The organism is Nocardia sp. NPDC055165 (assembly GCF_053606985.1).
In genome coordinates this window covers 489,210-506,340 of sequence record NZ_JBSGSS010000002.1, presented here as the reverse complement: position 1 = coordinate 506,340, position 17,131 = coordinate 489,210, and the positions used below count along the sequence as shown (strand labels likewise).

General features: G+C 69.8%; 17 protein-coding genes. 10 read left to right on the top strand and 7 right to left on the bottom strand.

Annotation, left to right across the window (positions count from 1 at the left end):
• Positions 1-8 precede the first annotated feature (8 nt).
• Positions 9-1,007 carry an SMP-30/gluconolactonase/LRE family protein gene (locus tag ACWFRF_RS06420; protein WP_449965391.1) on the bottom strand — a complete coding sequence of 333 codons (999 nt, stop codon included), beginning with the start codon at positions 1,005-1,007 and terminating at the stop codon, positions 9-11.
• A 38-nt stretch (positions 1,008-1,045) separates the two neighbouring features.
• Complete coding sequence (locus ACWFRF_RS06415) at positions 1,046-1,759, bottom strand: glyoxalase (protein ID WP_452449116.1); 714 nt, start codon at positions 1,757-1,759, stop codon at positions 1,046-1,048.
• Positions 1,760-1,875: 116 nt separating this feature from the next.
• Here ACWFRF_RS06415 and ACWFRF_RS06410 point away from each other — a divergent pair, with 116 nt between their 5' ends.
• Positions 1,876-2,256 carry a PPOX class F420-dependent oxidoreductase gene (locus ACWFRF_RS06410; RefSeq protein WP_452449115.1) on the top strand — a complete coding sequence of 127 codons (381 nt, stop codon included), beginning with the start codon at positions 1,876-1,878 and terminating at the stop codon, positions 2,254-2,256.
• Positions 2,257-2,332: 76 nt separating this feature from the next.
• Complete coding sequence (locus ACWFRF_RS06405; RefSeq protein WP_452449114.1) at positions 2,333-3,622, top strand: acetyl-CoA C-acyltransferase; 1,290 nt, start codon at positions 2,333-2,335, stop codon at positions 3,620-3,622.
• Between the two features lie 2 nt (positions 3,623-3,624).
• On the opposite strand, the gene ACWFRF_RS06400 is transcribed toward ACWFRF_RS06405, so the two are convergent.
• Positions 3,625-4,359 (bottom strand): TioE family transcriptional regulator, encoded by a 735-nt coding sequence (locus tag ACWFRF_RS06400; protein WP_378987952.1) that lies wholly within the window; start codon positions 4,357-4,359, stop codon positions 3,625-3,627.
• An 81-nt stretch (positions 4,360-4,440) separates the two neighbouring features.
• Here ACWFRF_RS06400 and ACWFRF_RS06395 point away from each other — a divergent pair, with 81 nt between their 5' ends.
• The gene (locus ACWFRF_RS06395; RefSeq protein WP_452449113.1) at positions 4,441-5,592 is read left to right on the top strand and encodes an erythromycin esterase family protein; all 1,152 of its coding nucleotides are present in this window, start codon (positions 4,441-4,443) and stop codon (positions 5,590-5,592) included.
• Here the strand turns inward: ACWFRF_RS06395 and ACWFRF_RS06390 are convergent.
• From ACWFRF_RS06390 to ACWFRF_RS06380, 3 genes are read right to left on the bottom strand one after another with little or no spacing between them, the layout of a single operon-like run.
• The gene (locus ACWFRF_RS06390; protein ID WP_387443385.1) at positions 5,585-6,421 is read right to left on the bottom strand and encodes an HAD family hydrolase; all 837 of its coding nucleotides are present in this window, start codon (positions 6,419-6,421) and stop codon (positions 5,585-5,587) included. The two genes, ACWFRF_RS06395 and ACWFRF_RS06390, sit on opposite strands and share 8 nt — an antisense overlap.
• Positions 6,422-6,472: 51 nt before the next feature.
• Positions 6,473-7,852, bottom strand: a complete 1,380-nt coding sequence (locus tag ACWFRF_RS06385) for a metallopeptidase TldD-related protein (protein WP_378988466.1) — start codon at positions 7,850-7,852, stop codon at positions 6,473-6,475.
• Positions 7,853-7,860: 8 nt separating this feature from the next.
• Positions 7,861-9,393: a TldD/PmbA family protein gene (locus ACWFRF_RS06380; RefSeq protein ID WP_452449112.1), complete on the bottom strand. Its 1,533-nt coding sequence runs from the start codon at positions 9,391-9,393 to the stop codon at positions 7,861-7,863.
• Between the two features lie 194 nt (positions 9,394-9,587).
• Here ACWFRF_RS06380 and ACWFRF_RS06375 point away from each other — a divergent pair, with 194 nt between their 5' ends.
• Positions 9,588-10,181, top strand: a complete 594-nt coding sequence (locus ACWFRF_RS06375; RefSeq protein ID WP_378987940.1) for a TetR/AcrR family transcriptional regulator — start codon at positions 9,588-9,590, stop codon at positions 10,179-10,181.
• A gap of 13 nt (positions 10,182-10,194) precedes the next feature.
• Here ACWFRF_RS06375 and ACWFRF_RS06370 read toward each other — a convergent pair whose 3' ends face one another.
• Positions 10,195-10,962 carry a sulfite exporter TauE/SafE family protein gene (locus tag ACWFRF_RS06370; protein ID WP_378627548.1) on the bottom strand — a complete coding sequence of 256 codons (768 nt, stop codon included), beginning with the start codon at positions 10,960-10,962 and terminating at the stop codon, positions 10,195-10,197.
• A gap of 55 nt (positions 10,963-11,017) precedes the next feature.
• Between ACWFRF_RS06370 and ACWFRF_RS06365 the strand changes: the two genes are divergently transcribed.
• From ACWFRF_RS06365 to lnt, 6 genes are all read left to right on the top strand, one after another.
• Complete coding sequence (locus ACWFRF_RS06365; protein ID WP_452449111.1) at positions 11,018-12,193, top strand: sensor histidine kinase; 1,176 nt, start codon at positions 11,018-11,020, stop codon at positions 12,191-12,193.
• A gap of 72 nt (positions 12,194-12,265) precedes the next feature.
• Entirely contained in the window at positions 12,266-12,925 is a 660-nt protein-coding gene (locus ACWFRF_RS06360; protein WP_378627551.1) for a response regulator, read from the top strand.
• 72 nt (positions 12,926-12,997) lie between these two features.
• Positions 12,998-13,489, top strand: a complete 492-nt coding sequence (locus ACWFRF_RS06355; RefSeq protein ID WP_378987934.1) for an FxsA family protein — start codon at positions 12,998-13,000, stop codon at positions 13,487-13,489.
• A gap of 59 nt (positions 13,490-13,548) precedes the next feature.
• Positions 13,549-13,752, top strand: coding sequence for a hypothetical protein (locus ACWFRF_RS06350; RefSeq protein WP_378987931.1), 204 nt, complete (start codon positions 13,549-13,551; stop codon positions 13,750-13,752).
• A 70-nt stretch (positions 13,753-13,822) separates the two neighbouring features.
• On the top strand, positions 13,823-15,415 hold the full coding sequence (locus ACWFRF_RS06345) for an amidohydrolase (protein ID WP_452449110.1): 1,593 nt from the start codon (positions 13,823-13,825) through the stop codon (positions 15,413-15,415).
• A 35-nt stretch (positions 15,416-15,450) separates the two neighbouring features.
• A complete protein-coding gene (gene lnt, locus ACWFRF_RS06340) occupies positions 15,451-17,127 on the top strand; it encodes an apolipoprotein N-acyltransferase (protein ID WP_452449109.1) in 1,677 nt (558 codons plus the stop codon).
• The last annotated feature ends 4 nt before the right edge of the window (positions 17,128-17,131 follow it).

Here is a 17,131-nt window from a genome sequence, read left to right as displayed (position 1 = left end):
GCTCGTGCTCAGCGCAGGAAGGAGGGCGTGAGGTCGATACCGGGGGGTGGCCGCAGACGGCGGAGTGTGCCGTCGATGCTGGTGACGTAGAGCGACCACGCTCCGGTGGTGAGGTCGGGGGCCAGGCGGGCCGAGGTGGGCCCGATCGGCGGTGGGCTGGGGAGCGAGCCCCGGGGAGTGGTCCAGCCGGTGGCGAGCGTGCACCAGGCGCCGGTGGCCGGGTCGACCTGGTAGACGCTGCCGGAGTAGTCGCCGGTGACGAAGGCGAGGCCCGCGGCGGTGACATCGAGGTCGTCCAGTCCGGGCAGGAGGCCGTCGTTCACGGTGGCGAGGGGAGTGGGCCGGTCGGGGGCGTCGAAGGGAACCCGCACGAGCTGGGAGGTGAGGACGTCCTCGGTGATGACCGCTCGGTGGTCGGGGGCGAGAGCGAGGCCGTTGGGGCGGGGGACAGGGGACCAGGCGAGGGTGAATTCGCCGGTGGCGGGGCGGTAGCGGCTGATGCCCACCGGCGGCCAGGGGACGGAGAGCTGGGAGATGAGCAGGTCGCCGTCGGGGAGCAGCAGTAATCCGTTGGGCTGCACCAGGTTCGGGAGCACGACGGTGACCTCGCCGGTGGCCGTATCGAGTCGGCTCAGGGTGCCGCCGCCGTTCGGTGTGGTGCCGTCACCGGTGACGAAGTAGAGATCGCCGCCGATCAGCCGCAGCCCGGCGGGGTTGTCGAGGCCGGTGCGGATCGTGGTGACCCGGCCGTCGGCGCCGACGTGCAGGATCTCTCCGCGAACGATGCCGCTGACGTAGAAGCCGCCGCGGCCGTCGTACTCGAGGTTCTCCAGGCCACCCAGATCGGCCGCCAGCACGTCGACGTGCCAACCGTCGGCGCACGACGGCGCACCAGCCTGCGCTGGACCGGCCGGGCCCACCCCGAGGGCGGCGGCAACCGTGACTGCTGTTGCCACACAACGGATCAGCCGCCCACGGGTGGTGCGTTCGTGCCATCGACCTCGCATAGCCGAAGCCTACTGGCCGATCGCCCCGATGACCCGGTTCAGTCGGTCGCGGTGAGCAAGGCGGTGAGGAGATCGGAGGCACCGGCGGTGATCGCCGTGCGCTCCTCGGCGGTCAACTCGACCGAGTCGAGTTCGGATTTCCAGTGTGCGGCCCGGTCGGTGTCCGCGGCGACGACAGCGAGTTCGGCGAGGGCGGCGTAGGCGCGGGCCCGCTCGAAGGCGCTCGCGGCGGCCCCGAAACGGCGCAAGCCGACCTCGAGCGCGCGGGTCGCCGCGCGGTCGTCGTTCTTGAAATCGCGCAGGATACGGGCATTGTCGAGCACCCGGGCCAGCCCTTCCAGCTCGCGCGAGCCACCGTACTCGAGGTCGCTGGGCTCGTCGCGCTGGATCACCAGGACGGTGTTGCCGACCGGGTCGACCAGGGAGAACCGGGACTGGCCCGGACGGAATCGGGTGATCCGCGGACAGCCCTTGCTCGGGATCTTGCCGTAGTGCGCGCGCAGTGCGGCGGTGTACTGGGCATGGCGTGCGGCGACGTCGTCGACCATCAGCAACGTGCCCGCATGCTCCACCGGCAGCTCGATGCCCGGCGGCGCGGGCGCGAAATGCAGGGCGCAGCCGTGTTGTTCGATCGCGCCGTAGACGTAGGGGCGGGTTTGCTCATGGGTGACGGTGTAGCCGAGCGCCCGGTAGAACTCGAGGGTGCTCGGCAGGTCGCCGCTCCAGAGCAGTGGCACCGCGGTATCGGTCATCGTCGGCCTTTCGCCAGAGAGTCGATTCGCTCCAGAGGTTACGAACAGTTTCGCGAAAGTGCCCGTACTCTTTTTGCCGCTCGGCCGCGGATCGCCGCGCCCACTAGGCTGTGGGCATGACGAACCGCCTCGGCGAACTGGCGACCGCGAATTACGTACTGCTCACCACCTTCCGCAAGGACGGCACGCCCGTGGGGACGCCCGTCTGGGCGGTGGCCCGCGACGACAAGCTGTTCGTCTGGACGGTCACCGACAGCTGGAAGGTCAAGCGCGTCCGGCGCAACCCCGAGGTGACGGTGCAACCCTGCAACGTGCGCGGGGATGCGCACGGTGACATCGTGACCGGCACCGCCCGGCTGCTGGACGCGGCCGAGACCGACGAACTCCGTTCGTTGCTACGCAAGAAGTACTGGCTGACCGGCCCGCTCGTGATTCTCGGCAGCAATCTGCGCCGGGGCAAGGCGGGCACGATCGGCATCGAGATCACGCCCTCCTGATTTGCGTCGATCCGATATGTAGAACCGCCGGTATCGGATACTGTGAGTCTTCGGCAGCACTTCCGAAGGGACTCACATGGCCGACAAACGCAACCGAGCCGTCGTCGTCGGGGGCGCGCGGACGCCGTTCGTACGCGCGTTCACCGACTTCACCCGCCTCGACAGCATCGCCCTGGCCGGCGCGGCCGTGCGCGGGCTGATCGAGCGGACCGGGATCGCGCCCGGCGAGATCCAGTCCATCGTCTGGGGCGGCGTCGTGCTGCCCAGTCACGCGCCCAATATCGCGCGGGAGATCGCCCTCGACCTGAACCTGGACTTCGGGTGCGAGGGGTACACGGTCACCCGCGCGTGCGCGTCCGGATTGCAGGCGGTGACCTCGGCGGCCGCGGCGATCGAACGCGGCGAGTACGACATCATGATCGCCGGTGGCAGCGATTCCACCAGTAATGCCGAGATCAAGCTGCCGCAGAAGGTCGTGCACGCGGTCGCGCCGGTCGCGCTGGGCAAGCCCAAGGCGACGGACTACTTCGATGTGGTTCGTCAGCTCGCGCCGTTCACCGACATCCTGCCGCGCCAGCCCAAGATCGCCGAGCGCACCACCGGCGAGGTGATGGGCGAGTCCGCGGAGAAGATGGCCCGCATCAACGGGATCTCGCGCGCCGATCAAGACGCGTTCGCCGCTCGCTCGCACCAGCGGGCGGCGGCCGCCATCGCCTCGGGACGTTTCGACGACGAAGTCGTGCCGGTCAGCACGCCGTCGGGCACGCTGATCGACGTCGACGGACTCGTTCGCGCGAACACCAGCGTCGAGAAACTCGCCACCCTGAAACCGGTGTTCGAGAAGAACGGCACGGTCACCGCGGGTAACGCCAGCCCGCTCACCGACGGCGCGTCGGCGGTGCTGCTGATGAGCGAGGAGAAGGCGCGCGCTCTCGGGTTCACCCCGCAAGCCGCCTTCCGTTCCTGGAGTTTCGTCAGCGTCGACCCTGCCGACCAGGTGCTCATCGGCCCGGCGATCTCGATGCCGCGCGCCCTCGACAAGGCGGGCATGACGCTGGCCGATATCGACCTCGTCGACATCCACGAAGCCTTCGCCGCGCAAACACTGTCGGTGCTGCGCATGCTGGAGAGCACCGAGTGGGCCAAGGCCCGTCTCGACCGCGACGAGCCGGTGGGCACCGTCGACATCGAAAGATTGAACGTGCACGGCGGCTCGATCTCGCTGGGCCATCCCTTCGGCGCCACCGGCGCCCGCATGGTCACGACCATGGCCAACGAGCTGGCCCGGACCGGGAAAGAGACCGCGCTGCTGGGGATCTGCGCGGCGGGCGGCATCGGCGCGTCGGCGGTACTCGAACGCGTCTGAGGTCAGGCGGGCGCACCGGGGCGGGGACGGTGCGCCCGGATGTCCACGGTGTATCGGCTCAGTGCGGCGGCAGCGTCGAGCATGCGGACGCCACGGGCGGTGATGGTGGCCTGCCAGTCGGTGAGGGCCTTCGCCAGCGCCTCGGTGCTGCCCGCGGCGCGAATCTGCTCGATGACGGTGGCGATGTGATCGAGGCGGTAGTGACCTCGGCGCAGGATGTGGGCGAGTTCGGCGTCGCGGAGGTCGGTGGGGCCGTAGCGGCGGTAGCCGGTGGCCGGGTCCCGATCGGGAGACAGGATGTCGGCCGCTTCCCACGCCCGCAGGGTGGCCGGGGTGACTCGCAGGTGATGGGCGAGCTCGCCGATGGTTCTTGTCGTGGCCGAACCCGGTGTGGCAGAGCTCGATTCGGTGATCAGGTGGTCGACGGCCCGGCGGACCGTAGCGAGAGTCTCACGGTCTCGCAGGAGCTGGCTGTGCCCGCGGTCGATGACCGTGAGAGCCCTGTCGAGGTCGTCCGCGTGCAGCGCGCGCATGAGGTCGCCCGCCTGCGCGTGGCCGTAGGCGGGGATCAGGGTGAGGTAGGTGCGCAGCGCGGCCGCGTGCAGGTCGGTGTAGATCCGGTAGCCGGCAGGGGTGCGTTCGGCCGGCGGAAGGCATCCGTCCTGCTCGTAGTTGCGGACTGCCTGGGTCGAAATCGCGTGCTCGCGGGCCAGGTCGGACGGTCGTAGGGTTCTCACTGTTTTGAGACTTTACGACAGATCTCCTGAATCGACGCTGCTCGAGTCTCAACCGTTCTTTCAACGATACGGTTGATAGGTATGAGCCAGATAATCAGCGACTTCGTCCGTTCGTCCTGTGAACTGCTTGCGCTCGGGGAACCGACGCACAAAGAACCCGGCTTCGCGTCGGTCCGCAATGAGCTGTTCGCCGAGTTGGTGGCGAGTGGGTTCCGGTCGATCGCTCTCGAAACGGATCGGGTTGCCGCGCTCGCCGTGGACGATTACGTTCGCGGCGGCCACGGCGCCTTCGACGAGGTGATGCGGACCGGCTTCTCGCACGAGTTCGGCGAACTCGACGGCAACCGGCACCTGGTCGCCTGGCTGCGCGACTACAACGCGGGCAGGCCGGTCGAGGACCAGGTCCGCTTCCACGGATTCGACGCCGCGATGGAGACGATGAGTGCGCCGAGCCCGCGGTCCTACCTCGAATTCGCCCGCGACTACCTCGAACTCGACTTCGACATCAGCGGGCCCGCCGGCAGCGACGAGCGCTGGAGCCGCACCGAAGCGGTCCTGGACGCCGACGTCTCGCCCGGTGCCACCCCCGACGCCGAGCGGTTGCGGGTGATGGCCGACGACATGCTCGCCCTGCTCTACACCCGTGCACCGGAACGGATCGCTGCCACGTCACTCGCCGAGTGGCGAAGGGCGGCAATTCATCTCACCGCCGGACTCGGCCTGCTCCGGTACCACCGGCAGGCGGCCCAGCCGACCGAGGACGGCGTGCGATGGAACAGCCTGGCCGCCGCCCGTGACGCGCTGATGGCCCAGAACCTGCTCGACATCCGGTCCACCGAAGCACGCCGTGGTCCGACCCTGGTGTACTCGCACAACCTGCACCTGCGGCGCAACACCAGCGTCATGCAGATGGGGCCGATGGAGCTCGTCTGGTCCGGCGCGGGGGCGATCGTCGGATCGCTGCTGGGGGAGCACTACGGGGTGATACTCGGCAGTCTGGGACGCAGTGACGGCCTCGAACTCGCCGAACCCGGGCCGGGCACCTTCGAACACACGCTGCAGAACCGCATCGGCACCTGGGGTTTGATCCCGGCGGCAGAGCTCGGACCCGGACACACCCGCACCGATGTCACCCAGGAGCAGGGGTACTTCCCGCTGGACGCGGACACCGTGAGCGTGACCGATACGATCCTGCACCTCAGCGTGGGCCGGGCGCCGACATCGGTCAGCTAGCCGAGTCGCGCTGTGCCGAGCCGGTCAATTCCTCCAGGTAGGAGGCGACACCGTCCTCGTCGTTGGCCGGGAGCACCCGGTCGGCGAGTGCGATGACCTCGGGTGCCGCGTTGGCCGGAACCAGCGCGGTACCCGCCCAGGTCAGCATGGCGACATCGTTGAGCGCATCGCCCGCGGCCGCGACCTCCGACAGGTGGATGCCGTCGAGCGCGCACAATCGGGCCAGCGCGCTGGCCTTCGAGACACCTTCCGCTGCCATCTCCATGTACGCGGCGCCGGAGTGGGTCAGTTCCACGCCGGTGATCCCGACCGCCACCGCCTTGCGGTAGAGCTGGGCGCCCGGCAACTCGGGATGACGGGCGACGATCTTCACCATCGCGTCGACGCCCGTCGGCAAGATATCGGACAGTTCCATCTCGTGCGGGTTGCGGTGGTGATCGGCGAAGGTGCACAGCGCGGCATAGGCGGGCTCGGCGACGAACCGGGTGGCGCCGACATTGGCGAACACCACACCGGGAATCAGATCGCGGATCTGCGCCATCACCGCACCCGCCGCGCCGGTGTCGATCGAGACCGTGTCGATGATCTCCGGGGTGCCGTCGGCCAGGTCGAGCAGCACCGCGCCGTTGGCACACACCGCTTTGCCGCGGAAACCGCACGACTGCGCCAGCTCGTGGACCGAATGGCGGGCCCGGGCCGTCGCCCACACCACCTCGATGCCCGCGGCTTGCGCGCCGGCCATCGCTTCGGCGGTACGCGGCGAGATCGTGCGATCGGAACGCAGCAAGGTGCCGTCGAGGTCGGTGGCGAACATCCGGATACCAGTCACCCGATCATGCTTTCACGCTCGGGGCCGTCCAACAGAGGGGGTTCACCCCGGTCAGGTGGCCTGGCTCACCGACGACATGTGGAAGTCGGGGATGCGCAGCGGGGGCATGGCGGTCCGGGTGAACCAGTCCTTCCATTCGCGGGGCAGGGTGATCTCGGTGGCACCCGCTTCCGACACCCGCCGCAACAGATCGAGGGGGCTTTCGTTGAAACGGAAGTTGTTGACCGCGCCGGTGACCTTGCCGTCCTCGACCAGGTAAACGCCGTCGCGGGTGAGACCGGTGAGCAGCAGGGTGGCGGGGTCGACCTCGCGGATGTACCACAGGCAGGTGAGGAGCAGACCGCGTTCGGTGCGGGCGATCATGTCGTCCAGCGATGCCTCGCCGCCGCCGGTGAGCAGCAGGTTCTCGCCGGGAACCGTGGCGGGGGCGGCGAATTCGGCCGCCGTCGCGCGCGGATAGACCAGCGATTCGATGACGCCGCGGCCGATCCAGTCGACCCGCCGCGCGGACAGACCGTTGTCGAACACCGACAGCGACTCCGACGACGACGGGGTCGCCACGAACGGCCGGTATTCCAGACCGCTCGCGTTCGGGTCGGAGTACAGGGTCAACGGAATGTCGCTGAGGCGCTCACCGATTCGCGTGCCACCGGCGCGGGAGAACGCGGTGTGGCCTTCGTGCGCGCCACGGCCCTCCATGCTCCACGCCAGATAGATCATCAGATCGGCCACCGACGACGGCGGCAACAGGGTCTCGTAGCGGCCGGCGGGCAGCTCGACGCGGCGCGCGGACCAGCCCAGGCGCCGCGACAACTCGGCGAGCAGGCCCGGGGTGTCGACGTCGGTGAAGTCGGCGGTGCCGACCCCCACCCACGCGCTCGCCAGATCCTTGCCCTCGCCGCGCTTGCCGTTGATCTCCACCGAACCCGTCGGCTGACTGAACCGGCGGCGAACACCGGTCGAGGTGCCCAGCCAGGTGGTGTGCACCTGGTGGTGGGCGAAACCGTAGAGCCGGTCGGTGCCGTCGAAACCGGTGGACAGGTCGCGCGCCAGCCCGGCGAACACGTCGATCTCGGTGGCGCCGGGCGCCTGATCCCACGCGGCGGTGTCGTCGTCGGTGGGTTCGAGCAGCGGCATCGCGTCGCGGGCCGGGGCGGCCGTGCGCGCGGCTTCCTCGCTGGCGCGCACCACGGCCTCGATCTCGGTGGGATCGACGCTGGTGGAGCTGATGGAACCGACCCGCGCGGTGTTCGGGCCGTCACGGAACACCGAGATCACCGCCCACTCCCGCGAAATCGACGAGCCGTTGGTGGTCATCGAGTTGCCCGCCCACCGCAGCGACGCCTCGTGCGCGTCGGTGACGATCACGATCGCCTCGTCGGCCTTCGACGCCGCCAGCGCACGCTCGACCACCGTGCCCGCCGGGAACAGACCCTCGTTCACTGACCGCCCTCCGTCCGGGTATTGAGAATGTTGACCCCGCGCACCAGCACCGACGGGCAGCCGTGGCTCACCGCCGCCACCTGACCGGGCTGTGCCTTACCGCAGTTGAAGGCGCCGCCGAGCTGCCAGGTGCTCGGCCCGCCGACCGCTTCCATCGACCCCCAGAAATCGGTGGTCGTCGCCTGGTAGGCGACATCGCGCAGTTGCCCGTCCAGTTCGCCGTTGCGAATCCGGAAGAACCGCTGACCGGTGAACTGGAAGTTGTAGCGCTGCATATCGATCGACCAGCTCTTGTCGCCCATGATGTAGATGCCGTCCTCGACACGGGAGATCAGCTCTGCGGTGGTCGTGTCACGCGAGGGATCCGGCTGCAACGACACGTTCGCCATCCGCTGGATCGGAACATGGTGCGGCGAATCGGCATACGAGCATCCGTTGGAGCGATCGAGCCCGAGACGCGGGGCGAACACGCGGTCGAGCTGATAGCCGACCAGGATGCCGTCGCGCACCAGGTCCCACCGCTGGCCCGCCACGCCCTCGTCGTCGTACCCGACGGTGCTCAACCCGTTGACCTCGGTACGGTCACCGGTGACGTGCATGATCGGTGTGCCGTACCGCAGCGTGCCGAGCTGATCGGGCGTCGCGAACGAGGTTCCCGCGTAGGCGGATTCGTAGCCGATCGCGCGGTCGTATTCGGTGGCGTGACCGATGGATTCGTGGATCGTCAGCCACAGGTTGGTCGGGTCGATCACCAGATCGGTGGGGCCCGCGACCACGCTGGGCGCCTTCACCTTCTCGGCCAGCCAGCCGGGGATCTGCGCGAGTTCGCCCGTCCAGTCCCATGTTCCGTCGGCGCCGGTGACGTACTCCCAGCCGCGGCCCGCGGGCGCGGCGAGCGTGCGCATCGTCTCGAACACCCCCGACGCGGAATCGACGGTGACAGCCTCCAACTGGGGGTGCAACCGCACCCGCTGCTGGGTGATCGACGAACCCGCGGTGTCGGCGTAGAACGTCTGCTCTTTGACCTGCAGGACCGAGGCGGTGACGTGGTCGACACCGTCGGCCGCGGACAGCCGTTCCGAATAGTCCTGCAGCAGCGCCACTTTGTCGGCTGCCGGCACCGTGAACGGGTCGAGGTCGTAGGCCGAGACCCACGAGACCTCGTCATAGCGTGGTTCGTCGGCCAGTTCGACGCGCTCCCGGTTCAGCGCGCGCAGCGCCTTTGCCACAGTCACCGCCCGGCGCGCCACCTCGGCGGCGATCTCGGGCGTGAGTGCGGCGTGGGAGGCGAAACCCCAGGTGCCGTCGACGATCACGCGCACCGCCAATCCCAGCTCGGTCGCGTCGGTGACCGCTTCGACGCGACCATCCCGTAACCGGATCGACTGGGTCACCAACCGTTGCACGCGCAGGTCGGCATGCTCGGCGCCGGCCGCGCGGGCCGCCGACAGCGCGGCCTCGGCCAGGGTGGCGAGCCCGAGCGCGCGGAACTCCTCGTCCACATCTCTGGAAGTCGTGGTATCGCTCACCGCACCTACGCTAACCGGTGCCACCGACACATGTGCGCCGGAACCGCTTCCGGCGCACCGTCATGTCTGTTGCCGCTGTGACGCGCGGACTCCGGTCATCCCGCGAGCGGTGCCGAAAATGCCGTAGGGTGCCCGCCGTGCCGCCATCTGCCCTGCGCGATCGAAAAAGGGAACGAACCCGACGTGCGATCCTCGTGGCCGCCGTCGAATTGTTCGAGGCCAGAGGCTATGAGGAGACAACCGTCGCCGACATCGCGGCCGAGGCCGAGGTCGGCACCCGGACCTTCTTCAACTACTTCGCGAGCAAAGAAGAACTGCTCTTCCCCGAACCCGACGAACGGGTGCGCGCGGCGGTCGCCGCCATCGCCACCCGTCGGCCCGGCGAGCGACCGGTGGAGGTGTTGCTGCGGGCCTTGCGCGCGGCGGGCGACAACCCCGGCGAACACCTCGTCGACGACGTCGGTTCGCGGGTGGCCGCCCTGCGGGCGCGGGTCTCGCGGACCGTCCCCTCGGTGAGCGGTCGCGCCGCGCACGCGCAATTGGTCGCGCAGCGCGAGATCGCCCACCAGTTGCACATCGCGTTCCCGCACGAACTCGACGAGGTCGGCGCCGCGGCGCTGGTCGGCGCCGTGGTCGGCGCGGTGTCGGGCGCGCTGACGGTGCTGTTCCAGCAGCCACAGCACGGCATCGACGACGGTGAACGCCTCCATCGCAAGATCCACGAGACCACCTCGCGGGTCCTGCAACCGTGGCTCGCCGCGTCCGCGGCCGCCGAACCGGTGCGCTGACCGAATCGGCGCCCTAACCGAACTGCTGCCACCCCAACCGGATCACCATCACCACCACGACGACGAGCAACACGATCCGGACGAACCCCGCGCCCCTGGCCAGCGCCATCCGCGAACCGATCAGCGCGCCGAGAACATTCGCCACCGCCATGCCCGCGCCGAGACCCCACAGGATGTGGCCGGTCGAGCCGAGGAACAGCAGCGCACCCACGTTCGACCCGCAGTTGATCACCTTGGCCATCGCGGCCGCCCGCACGAACTCGGTGCCGAGCAGCGTCGCGAAGGTGATGATCAGGAAGGTGCCGGTGCCCGGCCCGAGCAGCCCGTCGTAGAGGCCGATCAGACCGGACGCGAGGCCGACCACCAGGATCACCTTGCGCCGGGTCGGCGGATGGGTGGCCATCGTCAGGCCGACCGAGGGGCGCACGGTCACGAACACCGCCACCCCGACGAGCACCACCATCACCAGCGGGATGAACAGGTCGCGGTCGATCAGCGACACCGCCGCCGCGCCGCACGCGGCCGTGATCGCGGCGATCACCGCGCCGGGCAGCAGTACCTTCCACTGCATCGGCACCTTGCGCGCGAAGGTCGCCACCGCGGTCGCGGTGCCTGCCAGGGCGGCGAGCTTGTTGGTGCCCAGCGCGGTCTGCGGTGCGATGCCGGGAACGACGAGGAACAGGGTCGGCAGAATGATCAGCCCGCCGCCGCCGACCACGGCGTCGACCCAGCCCGCCGCCGCGGCGGCCACCAGCAGGACCGTCCAGTCTCCGAGTTGCACGCGTCCAGGCAATCAAGATCACGGCCGGAAAGCCAGCCGGGGCTACGCTGGGCCCGTGCGCCGGTTCAGCCTGTGGCTACGCGGACGACCCATCGTCGCCGACTCGATTCTCGCGGGATTGCTGCTGTTCCTCGATGCCCTCGGGGTGGGCGACGAACACAACAAGGTCGTCTACCTGATCTTCTCGGTGATCGTGCCGCTGCCGCTGATCCTGCGGCGGGTGTATCCGCGGGCGGTGGCGGCGGCGATGCTGGTGCTGTCGTTGCTGAACACTCTCATCGGCTACCTGATCGATGGACAGGTAGCCGACCATGTCGCCCTGATCGGGCTCGGGGTGATGCTCTACACGCTCGTCGCCTATGTCGGCCGACGTGACGGGCTCATCTTCCTCGCCTTCCTCGCGCTCGACATGGTGGCGTCGGTCCTGCTGCTCGACGAGCCGCGCGGCGGTGATCTGGCGATGGTCGCGCTCATCTACGCGCTGTGCTGGACACTGGCCGAGTTCAACGGTGCCCGGCACGCGTACGACTCCGAGGTGGCGGCGCGGCTGGCCGTCGCCGATTACGACAAGGAACGGCGCGCCCACGACGCGGTCGCCGCCGAACGCACCCGCATCGCCCGCGAACTCCACGATGTGGTCGCGCACGCCGTCAGCGTCATCATCGTGCAGGCCGACGGCGCCAAGTACGCCCTGCGTCAGGACCCCGACACCGCCGAACGCGCGCTCGCCACCATCGCGGGTACCGGTCGCGACGCGCTGCGCGAACTGCGCCGCACCGTCGCCCTGCTGCGCACCGAGCACGCACCGGAACTGCTGCCCCAGCACGGGAGCGCGGGCATCGCGAAGCTGGCCCAGATGATGCGCGAGGCGGGCCTGGCCGTCGACCTCGAGCTGACCGGCGAACTCGACGACATCGCCCCCGAGGTGAGCCTCGGCGTGCACCGCATAGTGCAGGAATCGCTCACCAACACCCTGCGCCACGCGGGAGCGGAGCCGAAGGCGGTGGTCCGGGTGCATCGGCGCGAGGAGGACATCCGCGTCGAAGTCGTCGACAGCGGCGGTGTTCCCGCACAGGTGAGTCCGGGCGCCGAGATTCCCGGCGCGGGGATGGGGCTGGTCGGCATGCGCGAACGGGTCGCGGTCCTGGGCGGCACTCTGTCCGCGGGCAGACTCGACGACGGCCGCTGGCAGGTACGCGCCGACCTTCCACTGCGGACCGAAACGGACTGAACCCCGCTCGCCCGCGGTCGTGCGGGAAAACACGGGGGAATGCTGCGCGGCGGTGACTATTAGGGTGGGGCAATGCCGATCAGCGTGCTCGTGGTGGACGATCAGGAACTCATGCGGATGGGCCTGAAAATGGTGCTCGGCGCGCACCCCGACATCGACGTGATCGGTGAAGCGGGCAACGGCGACGAAGCCGTGCGGCGCGCGAGCGAACTGCGACCCGATGTGGTGCTGATGGATGTGCGGATGCCGGTTGTCGACGGAGTGACGGCCACCGCGCAGATCGTGGCCGCGGGGGAGGGCGTGCGGGTGCTCGTGATGACCACCTTCGACCTCGACGAACACGCGCTCGGCGCCCTGCGTGCGGGCGCCAGCGGATTCCTGCTCAAGGACACCCCGCCCGAGGATCTCGTCTCGGCCATCCGCAGCGTCGCCGCCGGTGACGCGGTGGTCTCGCCCAAGGTCACCAAGCGGCTGCTGGACCGGCTCGTGGCCGAGGACCCGACGAGCCTGCGCGACCCGAAGATCCTCGACGTCCTCACCGCGCGCGAACGCGAGGTACTCGAACAGATCGCGGTCGGCCGCTCCAACGCCGAGATCGCCGCGGCGCTGTTCCTGTCGGAGGCAACGGTGAAAACACACGTCGGCCGGGTGCTCACCAAACTCGGTCTGCGCGACCGGGTGCAGGCCGTGGTGCTGGCCTACGAGACCGGGCTCGTGCGACCGGGCGGCTGAATTCGCCGGCTCGCTCGGGAGAAAAATCGGGCGCTCGTGCGTTGAAGGGGTAGATCGTCCGAAAGGATCGCCATGACCGCAGTGCTGTTCGTCCTCTACCTCGTCGTCGAGATCGCCGCCCTCGTCGGTCTCGCCCAGTTGATCGGCATCGGCTGGGCGCTGATCGTGCTCGTCGCCGTCTCGGGCGTGGGATTGGTGCTGCTCGGACGGCAGGGCAGGCGGGTGTTCGACCGATTCCGGCGGGCCTCGCGCGGTGAGGTGACCGCCGAGAGCGCGGTCGCCGACGGGGTGATCGTCGCCACCGGCTCGGTGCTGCTGTTCGTGCCCGGTCTGGTCACCGGACTCGTCGGCCTGCTCGCGCTGTTCCCGCCGACCAGGGCGCTGCTGCGACCGGCGCTGGAGAAGCTCGGCACCCGGCGCTTCGGCCCGCTGCCCTCGTTCGCGCCCTCGCCGTATCGCGGGATGGTCGTCGACGCGGACGGCGACGTGGTCGACGGCACCGTGGTCGGGCAGTGGTACGACGATGGTCACACCGCGGGTCCGCGCGCGCTCGGCCCAGCCTGATCCGACAAGGCCTCGACCGACACGCCCGCGCGCGGCGGCGAAGGGTCTACAGTACCGACATGGCCACCGAGCAGATCACCGTCACGGTGAGCGAGGAACTGGCCGACGCGGTGCGCAGAGCGAGCGCCGCTGCCGGACAGTCGATGTCGGACTTCACCACCGCCGCATGGCGGCTGGAACTGATCGCCGTGGAGGCGGGCGGGCATTGTCTCGCCGGGTTCGGCGACGCCGAAGTGCGCGCCGCACTGTCGCTGCCGACCTGACGCTCGCGCCGCCGACCGGAGCCTGTCCCTGCCGAGGTGCCGATCCGGCGATACGGCAGACTGGGGCATCGTGAGTACCCAGTTGCTGATCGGCGGTCGTTTCTACAGTTCGAGCTCCCCGGACGCGGCCGCGATGGCGGTCACCGACGGCACCGTGGTGTGGCTGGGCGCCGAGGCGCCCGGGCGCGCGATGCACCCCGATGCGGAGATCATCGATCTCGACGGTGCGTTCGTGGCGCCCGCGTTCGTCGACCCCCATGTCCACGTCACCGCGCTGGGACTCCAGCTGACCGGGCTCGACGTGCGTGGCGCCGGATCCCTGTCCGACCTGCTCGAGACGGTGCGTGCGCACGCCGCGAGCCAGCCGGACGGGGTGATCATCGGCGAGGGCTGGGACGACACCGGCTGGCCCGAGCAGCGTCCGCCGACGGCCGCCGAACTCGACGAGGCCGCCGGTTCGGGCAGGCTGGTCTACCTGGCCCGGGTCGACGCCCATTCGGCCGTCGCCTCCTCGGCGCTGCTCGACGCCGCCGGTGACCTCGGCGACGGGTATCAGCGTGGCGAACTGCTGCGCGCCGACGCCCACCACCGGGTGCGCACCATCGCGCTCGCGGAACTCACTCGTGCCCAGCGTGATTCGGCTCGCCGGGCGGCCCTCGACGCGGCGGCCGCCCACGGCATCGTCGCGGTCCACGAATGCGCGGGCCCGGAGATCTCCGGCCGCGACGACATCCGCGAACTGCTCGCTTTCGACCACGGTGTGGCCGTGCGGGCCTACTGGGGTCAGGCCGTGCGCACCGCGGAGCACGCGCGCGCCCTGCTCGACGAGCTCGGCGTGCACGCGCTCGGTGGCGACCTGTTCGTCGACGGCTCGCTCGGCTCGCACACGGCGCTGCTGCGCGCGCCCTACGCCGACGCGGCGGGCTGCGGCAAGAGCTTCCTCGACGAGGACACGATCACCGCGCATATTCGCGCGTGCACCGAGGCCGGGATCCAGGCCGGTTTCCACGCCATCGGCGACGCCGCCATAGATACCGTCGTCGCCGGATTCGCCCGTGTCGCAGCCGAACTCGGTGGTCCGGCGATCGCCTCACGTGGGCACCGGGTGGAACACGCGGAGATGACCGACGCGGCTGCGATCGCACAACTGGCCGAGCTCGGCGTGATCGCGTCCGTGCAGCCCGGCTTCGACGCCGCGTGGGGCGGACCCGACGGGATGTACGCGACCCGCCTCGGCGCCGAGCGCGCCGCGGGCCTCAACCCGTTCTCGGCGATGGCGGCAGCGGGCATCTCCCTCGCCATCGGGTCCGACGCGCCCGTCACCGTCATGAACCCGTGGGAACAGGTGCGCGCGGCCGTCCACCACCGCACCCCCGGCCACGGCTTGTCCCCGCGTGCCGCCTTCGCCGCTGCCACGCGCGGCGCCTGGCGCGCGGGCGGCGTGCGCGACGGGATGGCGGGCACGCTGGTTCCCGGCGCACCCGCCTCCTATGCCGTGTGGGACGCGGGCGAGCTCGTCGTCGCGGCGGCCGCCGACACCGTGCAGCGCTGGTCCACCGACCCCCGCTCCCGCGTACCCGGCCTCCCGCGCCTCGATCCGGGCGTCGACCTGCCGACCTGCCTGCGCACCGTGCGCGACGGCATCACGATCTACGCTGCCTGACCCGCCGCCAGCAACGAATCACGGAGCGACACACCATGATCGATCCCGCGACGGGTAACCACCCCGACTCCGCAGCCGAGCCGGCATCATCAGCGGGCGAGGTGGATCCCGGTGCGGGCCGATCCGCCGCCGCTTCGCACCCGGCGGTATTGCGGCTGCTCGCGGCCGTCGTGGGCGGGCTGCTGCTGTTCGGCAGCTTTCCGCCCCGCCCGTTCTGGTTCCTCGCCCCCGTGGCCATCGCGTTGCTCACCCTCGCGGTGCGCGGGCCGGGCAGGCTGCGCGGCGGTTTCGGGTACGGGCTGCTCGGCGGGCTGGCGTTCTTCGTGCCATTGCTGCCGTGGACCGGGATCTACGTGGGTCCGGTGCCGTGGTTGGCGCTGTCCACGGTGTGCGCGTTGTACTTCGGCCTCTGGGGTGCGCTCGCTCGAGGGTTGAGCGCGCTGCCGGGCTGGCCGATCTGGCTCGCCCTGGCGTGGACCGCGAGCGAATGGGTGCGGTCGAGCGTCCCGTTCGGCGGATTCCCGTGGGGGCGGGTCGCTTTCGGTCAAGCCGATGGGTGGTATCTGCCGCTGGCCGCCTACGGTGGTGCGCCGCTGGTCGGCTTCGCGGTCGCGCTGACCGGCACCGCGCTCGCCGCGCTCGCCCTGCGCGTCGTCACCTGGGCCCGCACGCCCGCGCCACGCCCGAACACTCGCGCCGTGCGCACCGGATTTGCCACCGCGGTGGTGGCCGTGGCTACCATGCCCCTGGCCGGAGTGATCCTGCGGCCGACACTGCCCGCCCCGGACGCAGGTATCAGAACGATCACGGTCGCGGCGATCCAGGGCAGTGTGCCGCGGCTCGGGCTCGACTTCAACGCCCAGCGCCGCGCCGTGCTGGACAACCACGTCCGGCGCACCGAGGAGTTGGCCGACGCCGTCACCCGCGGACAGGCCGCGCGGCCCGACATCGTGATCTGGCCCGAGAACTCCTCCGATATCGATCCACTGCGCAATGCCGACGCCGCCGCCGAGATCACCGAAGCCTCGGTACGGATCGGCGCCCCGATCCTGGTCGGCGCAGTCCTGGTGAACGGTGACCGCACGACCACCAACTCGGTGATCGTGTGGAACGGCACGGCGGGCCCGGGGGAGCGCCACGACAAGAAGATCATCCAGCCGTTCGGCGAATACCTGCCGATGCGCGGTTTCTTCCGTTTGTTCTCCTCCTATGCCGACCGCGCGGGCTATTTCGTACCGGGTAACGGTGACGGAACGGTGACGGCCGCCGGTGTGCCGGTCGGCGTGGCGACCTGTTACGAAGTCGCGTTCGATCGGGCATTTCGGGATTCCCTCGCCGCGGGCGCCCAATTGCTGACGGTGCCCACCAACAACGCCACCTTCGGCGAAAGCGAGATGACCTACCAGCAACTGGCGATGTCGCGGGTACGCGCGGTCGAACACGGGCGTGCGCTCGTGGTGTCAGCAACCACGGGTGTCAGCGGGATCATCACCGCTGACGGCGTGCTCAGGCAGCACACCGAGCAAGTCGTCCCCGCCGCCTTGGTGGCCCAGCTACCGTTGCGCGACACAACAACAGTCGCTACCCGAATCGGTGGGTGGCCGGAACTCGCGTCCGTTATCCTGACCGCGATCGGTGTCGGATTGCTATTACTTCGACGCCGCCGCGCGAATCCGACGCATCTTGCGCGAAGTTCGGACAATTCTGAATAAGCGG